13 protein-coding genes are annotated in these 16,104 nt (G+C 76.4%); 4 read left to right on the top strand and 9 right to left on the bottom strand.

The features are described from left to right. Positions 1 to 9: 9 nt before the first annotated feature. The 7 genes from QPK52_RS18780 to QPK52_RS18750 all read right to left on the bottom strand — a co-directional run bounded on the left by QPK52_RS18780 (position 10) and on the right by QPK52_RS18750 (position 9,983). Positions 10 to 1,290 carry an RNA polymerase sigma factor gene (locus tag QPK52_RS18780; RefSeq protein WP_410538636.1) on the bottom strand — a complete coding sequence of 427 codons (1,281 nt, stop codon included), beginning with the start codon at positions 1,288 to 1,290 and terminating at the stop codon, positions 10 to 12. Between the two features lie 196 nt (positions 1,291 to 1,486). Next, on the bottom strand, positions 1,487 to 3,406 hold the full coding sequence (gene dnaG / locus QPK52_RS18775; RefSeq protein WP_410538635.1) for a DNA primase: 1,920 nt from the start codon (positions 3,404 to 3,406) through the stop codon (positions 1,487 to 1,489). Between the two features lie 9 nt (positions 3,407 to 3,415). After that, entirely contained in the window at positions 3,416 to 3,955 is a 540-nt protein-coding gene (locus QPK52_RS18770; protein WP_410538634.1) for a GNAT family N-acetyltransferase, read from the bottom strand. 77 nt (positions 3,956 to 4,032) lie between these two features. Beyond that, the gene (locus tag QPK52_RS18765; protein WP_410538633.1) at positions 4,033 to 5,295 is read right to left on the bottom strand and encodes an NAD(P)/FAD-dependent oxidoreductase; all 1,263 of its coding nucleotides are present in this window, start codon (positions 5,293 to 5,295) and stop codon (positions 4,033 to 4,035) included. Between the two features lie 220 nt (positions 5,296 to 5,515). After that, a complete protein-coding gene (locus QPK52_RS18760; protein WP_410538632.1) occupies positions 5,516 to 6,844 on the bottom strand; it encodes a PucR family transcriptional regulator in 1,329 nt (442 codons plus the stop codon). A gap of 254 nt (positions 6,845 to 7,098) precedes the next feature. After that, positions 7,099 to 7,308: a helix-turn-helix domain-containing protein gene (locus QPK52_RS18755; RefSeq protein WP_410538631.1), complete on the bottom strand. Its 210-nt coding sequence runs from the start codon at positions 7,306 to 7,308 to the stop codon at positions 7,099 to 7,101. Next, positions 7,293 to 9,983: an AAA family ATPase gene (locus QPK52_RS18750; protein WP_410538630.1), complete on the bottom strand. Its 2,691-nt coding sequence runs from the start codon at positions 9,981 to 9,983 to the stop codon at positions 7,293 to 7,295. The genes QPK52_RS18755 and QPK52_RS18750 overlap by 16 nt, the downstream gene beginning before the upstream one ends. Before the next feature lie 195 nt (positions 9,984 to 10,178). On the opposite strand from QPK52_RS18750, the gene QPK52_RS18745 reads away from it, so the two are divergent. The 4 genes from QPK52_RS18745 (at position 10,179) to QPK52_RS18730 (ending at position 13,508) form a co-directional block, all read left to right on the top strand. Next, positions 10,179 to 10,961 carry an alpha/beta fold hydrolase gene (locus QPK52_RS18745; RefSeq protein WP_410538629.1) on the top strand — a complete coding sequence of 261 codons (783 nt, stop codon included), beginning with the start codon at positions 10,179 to 10,181 and terminating at the stop codon, positions 10,959 to 10,961. Positions 10,962 to 11,105: 144 nt separating this feature from the next. Next, positions 11,106 to 11,930 (top strand): endonuclease/exonuclease/phosphatase family protein, encoded by an 825-nt coding sequence (locus QPK52_RS18740; protein ID WP_410538628.1) that lies wholly within the window; start codon positions 11,106 to 11,108, stop codon positions 11,928 to 11,930. 58 nt (positions 11,931 to 11,988) lie between these two features. Further along, positions 11,989 to 12,408: a cupin domain-containing protein gene (locus QPK52_RS18735; RefSeq protein WP_410538627.1), complete on the top strand. Its 420-nt coding sequence runs from the start codon at positions 11,989 to 11,991 to the stop codon at positions 12,406 to 12,408. 347 nt (positions 12,409 to 12,755) lie between these two features. Further along, positions 12,756 to 13,508, top strand: coding sequence for a lytic polysaccharide monooxygenase (locus QPK52_RS18730; RefSeq protein ID WP_410538626.1), 753 nt, complete (start codon positions 12,756 to 12,758; stop codon positions 13,506 to 13,508). Between the two features lie 235 nt (positions 13,509 to 13,743). Here the strand turns inward: QPK52_RS18730 and QPK52_RS18725 are convergent, their stop codons facing one another. Continuing rightward, complete coding sequence (locus QPK52_RS18725) at positions 13,744 to 15,099, bottom strand: deoxyguanosinetriphosphate triphosphohydrolase (protein ID WP_410540384.1); 1,356 nt, start codon at positions 15,097 to 15,099, stop codon at positions 13,744 to 13,746. Positions 15,100 to 15,209: 110 nt separating this feature from the next. Next, positions 15,210 to 16,022: a sirohydrochlorin chelatase gene (locus tag QPK52_RS18720; RefSeq protein ID WP_410538625.1), complete on the bottom strand. Its 813-nt coding sequence runs from the start codon at positions 16,020 to 16,022 to the stop codon at positions 15,210 to 15,212. Positions 16,023 to 16,104 lie beyond the last annotated feature (82 nt).

The raw sequence follows: 16,104 nt of genomic DNA, 5'->3' as shown, positions 1-16,104 counted from the left end.
TCCGGGATCTCAGTCCAGGTAGCCCCTGAGCTGGTCCGCGTACGTGTGGTCACGGAGTTTGGCCAGGGTCTTGGACTCGATCTGGCGGATGCGCTCGCGGGTGACGCCGAAGAGGCGGCCGATCTCCTCCAGTGTGCGGGGACGGCCGTCGACGAGCCCGTAGCGCAGCTGGACGACCCTGCGCTCGCGCTCCCCGAGGGTGGACAGCACCGCGTCCAGGTGCCGGCGCAGCAGCAGGAAGGCGGCGGACTCCACGGGTGAGGGGGCGTCGCCGTCCTCGATGAGGTCGCCGAGGTTGACGTCGTCCTCCTCGCCCACCGGAGCGTGCAGCGACACCGGCTCCTGGGCCAGCCGCAGCACCTCGCCGACCCGCTCCCCGGTCAGGCCGAGCTGGGCGGCGACCTCCTCGGGCGTCGGCTCGTAGCCGCGCTCCTGGAGGATGCGGCGCTGGACGCGGACGACCCGGTTGATCAGCTCCACGACGTGCACCGGGACCCTGATGGTGCGGGCCTGGTCGGCCAGCGCCCGGGACATGGCCTGGCGGATCCACCAGGTGGCGTAGGTGGAGAACTTGTAGCCGCGGGTGTAGTCGAACTTCTCCACGGCCCGGATGAGGCCCAGGTTGCCCTCCTGGACCAGGTCGAGCATGGTCAGCCCCCGGCCGGCGTACCGTTTCGCCACCGAGACCACCAGGCGGAGGTTGGCCTCGATCAGGCGGCGCTTGGCCACCCGGCCCATGACCACCAGGCGGTCGAGGTCGAGGGCGAGGCCCTCGTCGAGGCCGGGGGTGCGGGTGAGCTTCTCCTCGGCGAACAGGCCAGCCTCGACGCGCCGGGCGAGTTCGACCTCCTCGGCGGCCGTCAGCAGGGGGACGCGGCCGATCTCGCGCAGGTACTGGCGGAAGAGGTCGGCGCAGGGGCCTGCTCCGTCGGGTCCGCCCAGCCGGGGGGCGAGGGCGGGCTCCGTCCGCAGGCGTCCGGGGTCCGGCTCCGCGTCCCGCCCGGGGACGGCCCGGGAGTGGCCGGGGGGAGGGGGCTGCGGGCCGTCCGGCGGCACGACGGCCAGGGCCGGAGCGCCCGGGGAGTCCGGAACGGCTGGGGCGGAGGGGACGGCGGGGGCGGCGAGGGCCGCGCCGGCCGGGGTCCGGGTCTGCACGGGGGCGGCCTCCAAGCTGATCGCTGCCGGTTCGGGGACGACACGCGAGACGAGGACGGGCGCGGCCGCACCGCCGCCCGCACCGCGGCGGACGAGCGGCGCCGAAGGGGGTACGCGCTCCGGGGGCTCAGGCACCTCCCTCAGTGTGGGGTACGACACACTCCCCCCACGAGGGTCGTGCGTACGGTTTCTGGACTCCCGGGTCACCGAACGCGTACGGAACGTGGCGAAACGGGCCGGTGAACGGACATCGGCGGCCGGAGGACCGCGGGCCGGCACGGGGTCCTGCGGTACAGGGCCGGGCCGGTACGGGGCCCGGTCCGCGCTCGGCCTACGACCAGAGCGCGGCGGCGCCGCGGTCGCGCAGCGACCGGCCGTACCGCTCCAGCGTCCAGAGCTGCTCGGCGACGGCCGTCTGGGCCTCGTCCCCGCTGTTCGCCATGCGCGCGAGGGTGCTGCTCAGCTCGGCGATCCGGCGGTTGACCGCCTCCAGCCGCACCTTGACCAGGAACTCCCCGGCGTAGGCCTCGTCGGGCTCGCGCGGGGTGCGCAGCGGCTCGACGCTCAACTCGGTGATCATCGACCGCACGGTGTCGTCCGGCGCGGCCTCCCGCACCCGCGCCAGGTACTCCCCGTCGGCCCGCTCCACTCCCCCGGCCTTCTCCACGGCCCGGCGCACCTCGGCGTAGGGCTCGGCGGTGAACTCGTCGGCCCCGTAGGCGTCGAAGAGCGGGGAGACCAGCGCCGGGAACTGCAGCGCCAGCTTGAGCAGTTCGCGCTCGGCCAGCCGCTGGGGGCTGCGCAGGTCCAGCCGGGGGCCGCCGGGCGCGGGGCCGGGCCGGACCTGCGGCACGGGCGGCCCGGCGGGGCGGCGCTGCTGCGGACCTCCCTGGCCTCCCGGACCGCCGGACCGCCGCTCGCGCTCCCAGCGGGCGAGCTGCCCCACCCGCCGCACCACGAACTCGGTGTCGAGGATGCCCAGCAGCCCGGCCAGACGTACGGCGTACTGGTGCTGGATCGAGCCGTCCTTGATCCGTGCGACGATCGGCGCGGCCTCCTCCAGGGCGGCGGCCCGGCCCTCGGCGGTGTCCAGGTTGTGCTGCCCGGTGACCGAGCGGATGGCGAACTCGAACAGCGGCGAGCGCCCCTCCACCAGGGCCGCCACCGCCTCGTCGCCCTCGGCCAGCCGCAGTTCGCACGGGTCCATGCCGCCGGGCGTGATGGCGATGGAGGTGCGGGCGGCGAACTTCTGGTCGTCCTCGAAGGCGCGCAGGGCGGCCTTCTGCCCGGCCGCGTCGCCGTCGAAGGTGAAGACGACCTCCGAGCGGGAGTTGTCCATCAGCAGCCGCCGCAGGATCTTGATGTGCTCGCCGCCGAAGGCCGTGCCGCAGGTGGCGATGGCACCGGTGATCCCGGCCAGGTGACAGGCCATCACGTCCGTGTAGCCCTCGACGACCACGGCCCGGCCGGTCTTCGCGATCTCGCGCTTGGCCAGGTCGATGCCGTAGAGCACCTGGGACTTGCGGTAGATCGCCGTCTCGGGGGTGTTGAGGTACTTCGGCCCGTTGTCGTCCTCGCGCAGCCTGCGGGCGCCGAAGCCGACGACCTCGCCGGTGATGTCGCGGATGGGCCACATCAGCCGGCCGCGGAAGCGGTCGATGGGGCGGCCGTTGCGGCTCTCCTGGGCGAGACCGGCCAGGATCAGCTCCTTGTCGCTGAACCCCTTCCCGCGCAGGAAGCGGGTCAGGTGGTCCCAGCCGGCCGGGGAGTAGCCGACGCCGAAGTGCGCGGCGGCCTCCTGGTCGAAACCGCGCTCGGCCAGGAAGCGGCGGCCGGTCTCGGCCTCCGGCGAGTCGAGCTGCTCGGTGTAGAAGGCGGCGGCGGCCTTGTGCGCCTGGACCAGCCGGATGCGCTCGCCCTGCTGGCGGCCGGGGGCGTAGCCGCCCTCCTCGTAGCGCAGGGTGACCCCCGCCTGGGAGGCGAGCCGCTCGACGGCCTCGGAGAAGGACAGGTGGTCCACCTTCATCACGAAGTCGAGGGTGTCCCCGCCGGCCTGGCAGCCGAAGCAGTGGTACAGGCCCTTGCTCGGACTGACGTGGAAGGAGGGGGACTTCTCGTCGTGGAAGGGGCACAGGCCCTTGAGGTTGCCGCCGCCGGCCGGGCGGAGCTGGAGGTACTCGGAGACGACGGCGTCGATCGGGACCGCGTCCCGCACCGCCTTCACGTCGTCGTCGTTGATCCGTCCCGCCACGGCAGAAGTCTACGGCCGCCCTGCGACATCCCCGGTACGGCGGGTCCGGGGCCGGATCTCCAGGACGAAGACGAGGTGCGGGCCGACGCCCTCGATGACGAACTCCTCGCCGTGCGCCCGGAAGCCCTGGCGCTCGTAGAAGCCGCGGGCCGGGGTGCGGCCGTTGCACCACAGCAGTCCGGCGCCGCGGGCGGCGGCCTCGGCGGCGCCCGCGCGCAGCACGGCGGCGCCGTGGCCCCGGCCGCGGGCGGCGGGTGCGCTGGCCATGCCGCGGAAGCGGTAGGCGGTGGCGGCGGAGTCCGGCGGGCCGGAGGAGGGCCCGGGGAGGGGTTCGGGGAGGGGGCCGGGGAAGGGCTCGGGGAAGAACGTGCCGCAGCCGAGGACCTCCGGGGCGTCCCCCTCGTAGGAGGCGATGTGGAACGCGGCGGGGTCGCCGTCCTCGGGGAAGGCCGCCGCCTCCCGCGGCAGCCCCGGGCGCAGCACCTCCCACCGCAGGTCGAGGACCTCGGAGACGGGCACCAGCGCGGTGCGGACGACGGGGACGGTCATGCCTCCACGCTACGGCTCCGCGAACGCGAACCCGTGGCCGGGGCGGGGCCGGGGCGGGGCCGGGCGGAGCCCGCGGGTCACTTTCCGGCCAGTCCCTCCAGCGGGACCGAGGGGTCGGCCAGCTTCTCCGGATCGGTCTCCCGGCCGGAGCGGACGAGCCGCTGGACCGGCCCGGTGACGCCCTCTGCGTTCATGCCCAGCCCGGCCAGCACCCGCCCCTGGCTCAGCCAGAACGCGGTGAACTCCCGCTTGCCGAGGTCGCCCCGGACGACCACCTGGTCGTACGAGCCGGGCGGCGCCCAGCCGGAGTACTCCATGCTCATGTCGTACTGGTCGGAGAAGAAGTACGGCACCCGGTCGTAGGAGACCTCCTGCCCGAGCATCGCCCGGGCGGCGGCCGGCCCGCCGTTCAGGGCGTTGGCCCAGTGCTCGACGCGCAGCCGGGTGCCGAACAGCGGGTGGTGGAGGGCGGCGACGTCGCCGGCCGCGTGGATGTCGGGGTCGCTGGTGCGCAGCGAGGCGTCCACCGCGATGCCTCCCACGGGCTCCCCGGCCAGTTCCAGCCCGGCGGCGCGGGCCAGGGAGACGCGGGGGGCGGCGCCGACGGCGGCGAGCACGGCGTGCGCCGGGTGCTCCTCGCCGTCCCCGGTGCGGACGGCCAGGACCTGGCTGTCCTGGCCGACGATCTCGGTGAGGGAGGTGCCGAAGTACAGGCGCACGCCGTGCTCGCGGTGCAGGTCGGCGAGGACGGCGCCCAGCTCGGGGCCGAGGACGGAGTGCAGGGGGGTGGGGTTCGGCTCGATGACGGTGACCTCGGCGCCCCAGGAGCGGGCGACGGCGGCCACCTCCAGGCCGATCCAGCCCGCGCCCGCGACGACCAGGTGCCCGTTGTCGCGGCCGAGCCCGGCCAGGGCGCCGCGCAGCCGGTCGGCGTGCGCCAGGCGGCGCAGGTGGTGCACCCCGGCCAGCCCGGTGCCGGGGACGTTCAGGCGGCGCGGCTCGGCGCCGGTGGCCAGCAGCAGTTTGTCGTAGTGGATCCGGGTGCCGTCGCCGAGTTCCACCGTCCTCGCCTCGCGGTCGAGGCGGACGGCGGGCTGCCCGAGGTGGAGTTCGACGGCGGCGCCGGCGTACCAGGCGGGCTCGTGGACGAAGGCGCTGTCGCGTTCGGCGGTGCCGGCGAGGTAGCCCTTGGAGAGGGGAGGCCGCTCGTAGGGGTGGTCGCGTTCGTCGCCGACCAGGATGACGCGGCCGGTGAAGCCCTCGGCCCGCAGGGTCTCGGCCGCCTTCGCCCCGGCCAGGCCGCCGCCGACGATGACGAACGTGCGATGTGCGTCGACCACGTGCTTCCTCCTCGTTGCCCTGCCCCCCTGCGGTGGGATCTCCCGGGCGTGCCCCGCCGGCCGCGCCCGGAGGGGCGGCCGGCCGGTCGTCCGGGGTGTTCCGGGGATGGTCCGCGGCCGGCTCCGCGGACGTCTCCCACAGATCTTCCCCGCCCTCAGGACCGCTCTACCCCCTTCGCGTGCACCATCCTCGTTCGTCTGGAACCATCCGGTACGCGCCTCAGACCGCGGGGCGGGCCTGGACGGGCGCGGTCCGCGCCGCCCCCGGGCCCTCCCCGTACGTCCGGCCGTGGAGCACCCGGCGGGCGGTCAGGGCGAGGGAGAGCTCGGCCACCTCGTGGGGGCGGCCGAGCGACCGGCCGGTGAGCTGCTCGAAGCGGCGCAGCCGGTTGAGGACGGTGTTGCGGTGGCAGAACAGCCTGCTCCCGGCCCGCCGCGCCGATCCGTCGCACTCCAGCCAGACGGCGAGGGTGTCCAGCAGCAGGTCCCGGTCGGCGCCCTCCAGCCGCAGCACCGGGCCCAGCACCCGCTCGGCCAGGGCCGCGGCCAGACCGGGCGAGGAGACCAGCAGGGCGGCGGGCAGGTGCTCATGCAGCAGGACCGGCGCCCCGCCCGGGGTGGCGGAGCGCAGCGCGGTCTCGGCGAGCCGGCGGGCGTCGCCGACCTGGGCCAGGCCCTCCACCGCGGAGCTGATGCCGGTCCGCAGCCCCGGCAGCGCGGGCAGGGCGCCGGCCAGCTCCGCCAGCAGTCCGTCGGCTGCTTCGGCGGCGTCCGCGGCACCGGGGTCTCCGGAGTCCCCGGGCTCTCCGGGGCCGCCGCCGAGCGGGGCGATGCCCAGGTCGGCGTCTGACCGGGGGTGCCACAGGATCCGCACGGCCGCGGGGACGCGGGAGCGGATCAGGGCCCGGTGGGCCTCCCGGCCGGGGCCCGCGACGATCACCACCGCGTACCGGCCCCGCTCGGGCAGGCCCAGCGCCTCGGAGGTCTCCGCGAGGTCGGCGACGCGCATGGTGCCCTCCAGCAGGGCGTCGGCCATCAGCCGCTGGCGGTTGTCGTGGCGCCAGGCCAGCCGGCGTTCGGTCCGCCGGTACGCCTCGGCGACCACCGCGCAGTGCTCGTCGACGAAGTCCCACACCTCGGCCGCGACGTGGACCAGCAGCCGCGCGCCGTCGGGGTCGTACCGGGTGACCCGGTCCACCAGGGACTGCCAGACCACCGCCCCGCCGATCCGGAAGGCCCGCATCAGGGCGTCGAGCGGCAGCCCCTGCTCGGCGCGCTCGGCGCCGATCCGCCACGAGCAGCGGCGGGCGGCGTCGCGCAGTTCCTTGGGACGCAGCAGGGAGCCCACGTTGTGCCGCAGGGAGCGGTACACCTCGTGCCACAGCTCGTCCTGGTCGACGGAGGCGGCACGGTAGGCGGGCTCCTCCTTGCGCAGCAGCTCGACCACGCGGTCGGTGAGCCGGGGGAGATCGTCCATCAGCGGGCGGGCGGCCCGGTGCAGCACGGCCACGGCCTCGGCGTTCACGGGAGCGCGTACGACGGGGTGCATCTCGGTCCTCCACCTGGCGGGTGTCGGGAGCGGCTCGATGCAGCATTGTCAGCAGGCCCGGACCGGGATATCCAGAGGCGTGCGGAAATCGCTTAGCGACCGCTCAGTCTCCCAGGTGTCCGGCGTGGGCGGCCCGTGCGGGGCGAATCGGTACAGCGCGTGGGGGCGTACGCGGGCGCGGGAGGGCGGACGGCCCCGCCCTCCCGCCACCGGTTCCGGCCCGGCCCCGTTCTCACACCGGCCCGGTCCCGCCCTCAGCCGTCGTGCCGGCCGTCGCCGGCCGCGGCCAGGACCCGGGTGAGCTCCACGCGGGAGCGGATGCCCAGCGCGGCGAAGACGTTCCGCAGGTGGTGGTCGACCGTGCGGGGGCTGACCGACAGCCGCAGCGCGACCTCCCGGTTGGTGGCGCCCTCGGCCACACAGCGCGCGATGCGCAGCTGCTGCGGGGTCAGCCTGCCCAGCACCCGCGGCGCGCCCTGCCCGGCCGCCTCGCCGGTGGCCCGCAGCTCGGCGCGGGCCTGGTCGGCCCAGCCGCGGGCGTCGCACCGCTCGAAGGCCAGAAGCGCGTCGCGCAGCACCCCGCGGGCCGCGCCCGGCCGGCGTCCGCGGCGCAGCGCCTTGCCGTGCAGCAGCTGGGTGCGGCCGTACTCGAAGTCGCTGTCGATCCGCGCGTGCTCCTCCAGCGCCTTCGCGAACAGCTTCGGCGCCTCCTCCGGCCCGGCGAGCAGGGCCCGGCAGCGGGCGAGCTGGACGGGCGCCATCGGGTCCGCGGTGACGGCGGTCCACTGGGCGAACTGCGCCAGCGCGGCGCGCGCGGTACGCGGATCGCCCGCCTGTGCGGACGCCTCCACCAGGCACGGCGCGGCCAGCGCCTGGAGCGCGAAGTGCCCGCGCCCGGCGCCGGTCCCCGGCAGCTCGCCCGGCCCGGTGCCCACCAGCGGCTCCAGCCGGGCCGCCGCCTCGTGCGGCCTGCCGTACCCCATGTCGCAGCGGGCCAGCGCCCACTGGGCCAGGGTGGCGGCGACGCCCAGGCCGTGCGGGCCGGCGTCCTCGCCCGCCGCGCGGGCGTGCCCGGCGCAGGCCTCCGCGTCCCCCGCACGGCCGCGGCCATCGCCAGCACCGCGTGGTGGTGGGCGGCGCAGTTGCGCTGGCCGGTGCGGCGGGCGCGGCGCAGCCCGGCCTCGGCGTGGGCCCGGGCCCGGCTGTGCCGCCCGGCCCGCAGCTCGCTGTAGGCCAGATGCTCCAGCGCCTGGGGGACGACGGCGGCCGGCCCGCACGCCCGGGCGGCGGCCAGGGCACGGGTGTTGAGGTCGTGGGCCGCCGCGACGTCGCCGACGACCAGGGCCACGATCCCGGCCCGTATCAGCCTCCAGGGCTGCCGTTCGCCGGCGGCGTGCTCCAGGACGCGCAGCAGCATCGGGCCCCCGCGGGCGATGTCGCCGGACAGCACCGCGTCCAGGCCCGCGCAGTAGTCGTCGAGCAGCGGGTCCTCGGCGGGGGTCCTCAGCCCGGCGATGCGGGCGAGGTCGGCGCGGAGCCCGGCGATGTCGCCGATCGCCCAGGCCGCCTCGGTCGCGTGGAGCAGTGCCCGGCGGGCGGTGTGCGGGTCGTAGGGGCCCAGCAGCCGGGCGGCGTACGACAGCAGCTCATGGGCGTCGGTGACCACGCCGTTGCGCAACTCCAGTACTCCGCGCACGAGTTCGGTGCGACCGCGCACGGTGTCGTGGACGGGCAGCGCACGGGCCCGGTCCAGCAGTGCCAGGGCCCGGTACGGGCGTCCGGCCGACCAGGCGTGTTCGGCCGCGGCGGTCAGCCGGGCCGCGCGCACGCCGGTGTCCTGGGCTCCGCCGGGTTCGTCACCGGTGCCGGTGAGCTCGGCGGACCGCCACAGGGCGTCGGCCAGTTCGGCGTGGGTGTGCTCGTCGCTGGCCGTGGTGTCGGAGGCTGTGGCGGCCAGTGCGTCGGCGAGTTCCGGGTCGGCGCCCTCCTGCGGCAGGGCGGCCGCGGCGCGGTGGCGCAGGGCGAGCAGCCGGTGTGGCGCCCCCGCCTCCGCGCCCCCGCCGCTCCGGCCCTCCCCGGTGCGGGTCCCCTCCAGTGCGCGGGCGAGCAGCCGGTGGGCGGTGCGCCGCCGCTCCGGCGACTCGCCCCAGTAGGCGGCACGGCGCAGCAGCGGGTTCGCGAAGCACAACCGGTCGCCCTCGCGCCGCAGGACGCCGCGGCTCGGGGCCGGATCGTCCCCGTGCGGGCCGAGTCCGGCCAGGGCCGCGGCGCGTGCCAGGGCGGAGCAGTCCGCCGAGCCGCCCAGCTCGTACGCGGCGGCGGCCAGCAGCAGCAGGGTGCGGGTCTGTTCGGGCAGGCCGGCCAGTTCGGCGGCGGCCGCGCGCAGCCGCGGCCCGGTGGCGGGGAGCGGGTGGGGCAGCGGTTCGGCGCCGGTGAGCTGGGCGGGGGTGAGGGAGGCGGCCAGGTCGGTGAGGAGGCCGGGGTTGCCGCCGCCGCTGTGCAGCAGCGCCTCGCGTACGGCCGGGTCGGCGTCGGCGGGCAGCAGATCGTCCAGGAGCGCGCCGGCGGCGGCGGCGTCCAGCGGCTCCAGCGTGAGTACGGGCAGCCCTGCCAGCAGCGGGTCCTCGGCGCCGTCGCAGCGCGCCGCGACCAGCATCGCGACGGGCAGCGGCGGGCCCAGCCGCCGGGCCGCGAAGCCCAGGGCCCGGCGGGAGGGCGCGTCGAGGTGGTGGGCGTCGTCGACGCACAGCAGCAGCGGTCCCTCGGCGGCCAGGTCGTGCAGCAGCGCCGGCAGGCCGGCCAGCACCGGTCCGTCGTCGGCGGGCGCCGCGCCGAGCGCCAGGGCGCGGGCGAGGGCGGCGGTGCGCGGGTCGTCCGGCGCCGCGCGGTCGGCCACCGGCCGCAGCAGGGCGTGCAGTCCGCTGTAGGGGACGGCCGTCTCGGCGGCCACGCCCCGCGCGCGCAGCACGGTGCCGCCTTCGCCCGCTCTCTCGAAGCAGGCCGCCGCATGGTCCAGCAGGGCGCCCGCGCCGAGCCCCGGTTCGGCCCGCACCAGCAGCGCGCCGCCCCGTCCCGCGCGTGCGCCGCCGATCAGTTCCGCCACGGCCTTGCGTGCGGTGTTCGCACCGTGCATCCGCATCCGCGCATCCCTCCTCGGAAGGGACTCCCAGGTGGCCCGGGTGTCCTTCCACGACAGCACCGAGCCCACATAGTGTCCATGACAATAAGACCAGGTCGCGGCCGCGGCCCAGCGGCCGGCCGGGGGGCGTGTGCGCTCGCACAACGGCCTCCCCCGCGACCGCCGGGCCGCTGCCGGCCGTCCTACGGTCGGCCCATGACACGAGAGTTCACCTCCTTCGACGGTGTGACCATCCGCTACCACCGGTGGGACCCGGCGCCCGGCGGGGACAGCGGGCTGCCGGTCGTGGTGCTGCACCACGGCTTCATCGCCGACACCCACACCAACTGGGTCCGGCCCGGCGTCGTCGAGGTGCTGACCCGGCGGGGACGGCGGGTGGTCGGCATCGACGCGCGCGGCCACGGCCGCTCCGACAAGCCGCACGACGCCCGCCGCTACGGCGAGGAGGCCATGGCACGCGACCTGCTGGGCCTGCTGGACGTCCTCGGCGAGGGACGGGTGCACCTGGTGGGCTACTCGATGGGCGCGGTCACCGCGCTGCTGGCCGCCGCCCGGGACGAGCGCGTCACCCGGCTGGTCGTCGGCGGGGTGGGGGCCGGGGTGGTCGAGCTGGGCGGTGTGGACACCCGCGAACTGCCCCCCGAACTGGTGGTGGCGGCGCTGCTCGCGGACGATCCGGCCGACGTACCGCTGCGGATGGCGGGCCTGCGGATCTGGGCGGACGAGGTGGGCGCCGACCGCCGCGCCCTGGCCGCACAGGGCAGGTCCATGCACCAGGGCCCGACCGCGCTGGCGGACGTCACCGTGCCGACCCTGGTGCTCGCGGGCGCGGACGACCCGCTGGCCGGGCGCCCCCGGGTGCTCGCCGACGCGCTCCCCCAAGCCTGGCTGCGGACCCTGCACGGCGACCATCTGACGGCCGTGCGCGACCCGTCCTTCGCCCCGGCGATAGCGGACTTCCTGGAGTCGGCCGACTGACGCGGGGCGCCCGGAGCGCCCGGAGCGGGCGTACCCGAACCGTTTCCCCCGCGGACCGCTGCGCGTCACATCGGGCGGGTACCGGGGCGGTGGAAGGGGTACACCCATGGCCCACCAGGGGCGACGCAGGGAGCGGGACGGCGGATGCGCGTGATGACGTGGAACGTGTGGTGGCGGTTCGGACCGTGGCAGGAGCGGTACGAGGCGATCCTCGCCACACTGCGCGAACTGCGGCCCGACGCGGTCGGCCTGCAGGAGGTGTGGACCCGCGGCGGGGAGAACCTCGCCGAACGGCTCGCCCGCGAGCTGGACATGCACTGGGCCTGGGCCTCCTGGGACGTCCCCGGGCAGTGGCGCAAGCGGCTGGACGACCCGGAACTCGGCGTCGGCAACGCCGTGCTCAGCCGCTGGCCCGTGATGGACCGGGCCCGGGCCGCGCTGCCTCCGGCCGGGGGCGACGACGGCCGGGTGGCGCTGTACGCCCTGCTGGACGCGCCCGGCCGCCCGGTGCCGTTCTTCACCACGCACCTGACCTCGGCCGCCCACGCCTCGGCCCTGCGCTGCCGGCAGGTCGCGGCCCTGGCGGAGTTCGTCGCGGCGCACCGCGGCGGGACCGACTTCCCGCCCGTGGTCACCGGGGACTTCAACGCGGCGCCCGACTCCGACGAGATCCGCCTGCTGGGCGGCTCCCGCACGGCCCCCGCCGTCGAGGGCCAAGTGCTGCTGGATGTCTGGGAGTACGCCGGTCCGGCCGCCCCGGCGGCCACCCGGGACGCGGCCAACCCCTATGTCGCGGCCACCTTCCGGCCCAGCGCGCGCGTCGACTACATCCACGTCGGGCCGCCCGGCCCGGACGGAGTCGGCCGTGTCACGGCCGTACGGCGGGCGGGTGACGGCCCGGTCGGCGGCGTCTGGCCGTCCGACCACGCCGCCGTCGTGGCGGACCTGGACCCGGAACCGGCCTCCTGAGGGTGCGCGCCCGCGGAACACCGTGGACGGCGCGCGGAAACCGCCCAGAATCGTCCCCATGACCAAGACACCCGCACCCCGGTCCGCCCAGCGGCCCGTCAACCTGGCGGAGGCCCTGGCCTCCTTCACCGACGTGTACAGCCCGCGGATCGTGGCCCGCGTGAACGACTACGACGTCCGGATCGCCCACACCGGGGGCGAGCACGTCTGGCACGTGCACGAGGACACAGACGAGTTCTTCCTCGTCCTCGACGGCCGCTTCGACATCGCCCTGCGCGACGCCGACGGCGGCGAGAGGACCGTCGAGCTGCACAAGGGCGACGTGTTCGTGGTGCCGCGCGGCACCGAGCACAAGCCGTCCTCGGACGGCGGGTCGATCCTGATGTTCGAGCCCACCGGGACGGCCTCGACCGGGGACCGCCACGAGGGGGAGATCCCCGGCCATGTGGACAGCACCACCGGTCACGCCCTGACCTGAGAGCGGCCCGTCCCTTCCCCGCCGCGGCACGGCGGGGAAGGGACGGCAGGGAAGGGGCCGGGAGGGGCGGGGCCGTTGACGCGGACCGGATTCGGCCAGCGGACAGAACGTCTCATTCCGGCTCCATTCGCCCGCCTTCCGGGCTCCTCCACCCGGGCGGACGACCCCCGTTGCACCGCGCGCACCCCGACCACACCCCGGCGAAACGGGCCGGAAGCCACTCTTAACGATTGGTATGTACCAATCTATCGTCACCGTCGAGGCCCTGCGCACGGCAGGTCGCCACCCCCCGTACCGCTCCGCGCGCCGGCCGGTCCGGCCCGCGCGGAAGGAGGAGGAGCCCCCACATGCGACAGACCGGACACATCCCCCGGACGGCGCGGAGGAGTCCCGCGAGGCTGCTGGCCTCGCTCTTCGCCTTCGCGCTGGCACTGCCCCTCGCGATTGTCATGACCTCGGCAAGCTCGGCGGGCGCCCACGGCTGGATCACCTCCCCGCCCAGCCGCCAGGACCACTGCGCCACCGGCCGGGTCACCGGCTGCGACGGCCTGCAGTACGAGCCGCAGAGCGTCGAGGCCCCCAAGGGCTCGCGCCTGTGCAGCGGCGGCACCCGGTGGACCTTCCTGGACGACGACAGCCGGAACTGGCCGGTGACCCAGGTCTCCAGCACCGTCACCTTCCAGTGGCGGCTGACCGCCGCGCACAGCACCAGCACCTGGGACTACTACGTCGACGGCGTGCTGTTCAAGCGGTTCGACCAGGGCGGCACCCGCCCGCCGTCGAACATCTCGCACACCCTGAGCGGCCTGCCCTCCGGCAAGCACAAGATCCTCGCCGTGTGGAACGTCGCGGACACCGCCAACGCGTTCTACAACTGCGTGGACATCCAGGTCGGCAGCGGCGGCGGTGACGGCGGGGGCGGGACGCCGGAGCCGCCGACCCGGCCGGCCGAGTGCTCCTCCGCCGCCTGGAACAACTCCACGGTCTACAACGGCGGCCAGTCCGCCACCCACCGGGGCCACGCCTGGCGGGCCGCCTGGTGGACGCGCGGCGAGGAGCCGGGCGTCGCCGGGGTCTGGCGGGACCTGGGCGCCTGCTGAACCGCGCCCCCGGCGCCTCCGCGACGCGGAGGCGCCGGCCACCCGGCCGCGCCGGGACCCGTACGGACCTCGGCGAAGGCCCGCTCCCCCGATCGTGTGCGCGCGGTACCGGTTCCCCCCGGCCACCGGTGCCTACCCGTCGCCTGTCCCGGCCAGCCGGAGAACGGCGTCCAGCCCCCGCACCTGCCCCGGGGCGGCGATCGGTCCGTGTCGTCATGCTGCCCTCACGCCGCCGTCACACGGCCGAGCCCGTGAGGCGGGCGTGGAGGTGGCGGGCGGAGGCGTCGGTGAGGGAGGCGATCTGGTCGACGATCACGCGCAGCCGGGCCCGGTCGTCACCGGCCTCGGAGAACAGCGCGCGGAACTGCGGATCCAGGCCGTCCGGGGCGCGGGCGGTCAGCGCCTCGGCCAGTCCGGCCAGGATGTCGCGCTGCTCGCCGCGCAGCCGCTCCTGGTCGGGGCGCTGCATGACGTACCGGTCCGCGACGGCCTTGAGCACGTCGCACTCCAGGCGCGTGGCGCGCGGCACCACCAGGCGGGCGCCGTAGCGGGTCAGCCGGCCCGAGCCGTACGCCGCCCGGGTCGCGCCCTCGGCGGCCAGGCAGAAGCGGCCGATGAGCTGACTGGTGGCGTCCTTCAGGCGGGCCTGGGCGACCGCCGTGCCGTCGTAGCCGTGCGGCCACCACTCCTGGGCCAGCAACCGGTCCAGGGCCTCGGCGAGTTCGGCCTCCTCGGTGCCGGGCGGCGCGTAGCGGGCGGCGGCGACGGCGAAGACCTCGCGCCGCTCGGGTTCGGCCAGCAGCAGGTTGGGGTCGAGGTGGCCGGCGTGGAGTCCGTCCTCGACGTCGTGGACGGAGTAGGCGACGTCGTCGGACCAGTCCATGACCTGCGCCTCGAAGCACTGCCCGTGCCCGGGGGCGCCGCGCCGGAACCACTCGAAGACCGGCAGGTCGTCCTCGTAGACGCCGAACTTCCTCGACGCGGGGTCGGCGGGGTGGCCGCCGCGCGGCCAGGGGTACTTGGTGGCGGCGTCCAGGGCGGCGCGGGTGAGGTTGAGACCGACGCAGACCTGCGGGCCGCCGTCCCCGCCGCCCTCACCGGCCCGTCCGACGAACCGCTTCGGCTCCAGCCGCGACAGCAGCCGCAGCGACTGCGCGTTGCCCTCGAAACCGCCGCAGGAGCCGGCGATCTCGTCCAGTACGCGCTCGCCGTTGTGCCCGAAGGGCGGGTGTCCCAGGTCGTGGGCGAGGCAGGCGGTCTCCACCAGATCGGGGTCGCAGCCGAGCGCGGCGCCCAACTCCCTTCCCACCTGGGCGCATTCCAGCGAGTGCGTCAGGCGGGTGCGGGGGGTGGCGTCCCATGCCCGGGCGGCGGCGTCGGGCGTGACGACCTGGGTCTTGCCCGCCAGCCGCCGCAGCGCGGCGGAGTGCAGCACCCGCGCCCGGTCGCGCTGGAAGGCGGTGCGTCCGGGCCGCTTGTCGGGCTCGGGCACCCATCGCTCCAGCGCCGCGCCGTCGTAGCCGGCGACGTGCTCCGCCGCGCCGTCCGCCGTGCCCCGTGTGCCGTCCGTGCCGTCCGTCGTGTCGTCCATGGCGTACGCATCGCCATACCTGCCGCGCATACACCGACGCTAGCCGCCCCGGGTGACAACACGCACGGGCACGGGACGGGCGCGGGACGGGTGCGGGCCGCCGCCGGCGGTCAGGAGGCGCGGGCCAGTCCGCCCCGCACCGGGCGGAGGGCGGGGAGGGCGGGCTCGCGGGCCGCCGTACGCGCCCGGGCGAGCGCCTCGTCGTAGCGGTGCAGGACGAGGCGGGCCAGCGCCGGGTGCGCGCCCAGCGGACGGGCGGCAGGCAGGCCGGGGGCGTCCCGCGCGCACCGGGTGGCGAAGAGGCCCGGCGCGGTGAAGTACGAGGCCAGGACGGTGTCGTGGCGCCCGGCGGTGCGCAGGGCGGCCACGGCCTCGGGCACGGTCGGCCCGGCGGCCGAGGCGTAGGCGGGCACCACCGGGACGCCGCCGAGGCGGGCGGAGAGCAGGGCGGCCGTCCGTTCGGCGTCCCGGGCCGAGTCCGGGTCGCGCGATCCGGCGGCGGCCAGCACCACGCCGCCGGTGCGGGACGCGCCGGCGGCGCTCCAGCCCGCCTCGGCCAGCCGCCCGGCCAGCGCCTCGGCCAGCAGGGGGTGCGGGCCCAGCGGCGCGGCGATCGGCACGGACAGGTGCCCGGCGGCGGCAGCGGCCTCGGGCAGATCGTGCTTGACGTGGTGGCCGCGGCCGAGGAGCAGCGGTACGAGGACCGCCTCCCCCGCCGGGAGCGCCTCCAGGGCGTCCGGCAGCAGCGGCTCGTTCAGCTCGACGTGCCCGAGCTCCACCCGCAGTCCGGGACGCAGGGACCGCACGAGGTCGAGCAGTGCGGTGACGGTGCGCAGCGCCCCGGGCTCGCGGGAGCCGTGGGCGACCGCGACCAGCGGGGGCGCGGGGCGGGGGCGGGCGCGGGCGCGGAGGGAGGAGGTCATGAGGCGAGTGTGGCGGGCCGCGGTTGCCCCGCCGTTGCGCCGCTGTGACACCCGGTTGCACACGGCTCACGGCGCCGGTCCC

Origin of the sequence: Streptomyces sp. KL2 (assembly GCF_046529545.1) — a bacterium.
Classification (GTDB): domain Bacteria; phylum Actinomycetota; class Actinomycetes; order Streptomycetales; family Streptomycetaceae; genus Streptomyces; species Streptomyces radiopugnans.
The sequence above is the reverse complement of the archived record's forward strand: the minus strand, read 5'-3'. Positions and strand labels throughout refer to the sequence as shown.

Coding starts and splice junctions, on each gene's coding strand:
- QPK52_RS18730 (WP_410538626.1), top strand. CDS start 12,756: ATGCGACAGACCGGACACATCCCCCGGACGGCGCGGAGGAGTCCCGCG.
- QPK52_RS18750 (WP_410538630.1), bottom strand. CDS start 9,983: ATGCGGATGCACGGTGCGAACACCGCACGCAAGGCCGTGGCGGAACTG.
- QPK52_RS18770 (WP_410538634.1), bottom strand. CDS start 3,955: ATGACCGTCCCCGTCGTCCGCACCGCGCTGGTGCCCGTCTCCGAGGTC.
- QPK52_RS18740 (WP_410538628.1), top strand. CDS start 11,106: ATGCGCGTGATGACGTGGAACGTGTGGTGGCGGTTCGGACCGTGGCAG.
- QPK52_RS18735 (WP_410538627.1), top strand. CDS start 11,989: ATGACCAAGACACCCGCACCCCGGTCCGCCCAGCGGCCCGTCAACCTG.
- QPK52_RS18760 (WP_410538632.1), bottom strand. CDS start 6,844: ATGCACCCCGTCGTACGCGCTCCCGTGAACGCCGAGGCCGTGGCCGTG.
- QPK52_RS18720 (WP_410538625.1), bottom strand. CDS start 16,022: ATGACCTCCTCCCTCCGCGCCCGCGCCCGCCCCCGCCCCGCGCCCCCG.
- QPK52_RS18745 (WP_410538629.1), top strand. CDS start 10,179: ATGACACGAGAGTTCACCTCCTTCGACGGTGTGACCATCCGCTACCAC.
- QPK52_RS18725 (WP_410540384.1), bottom strand. CDS start 15,099: ATGGACGACACGACGGACGGCACGGACGGCACACGGGGCACGGCGGAC.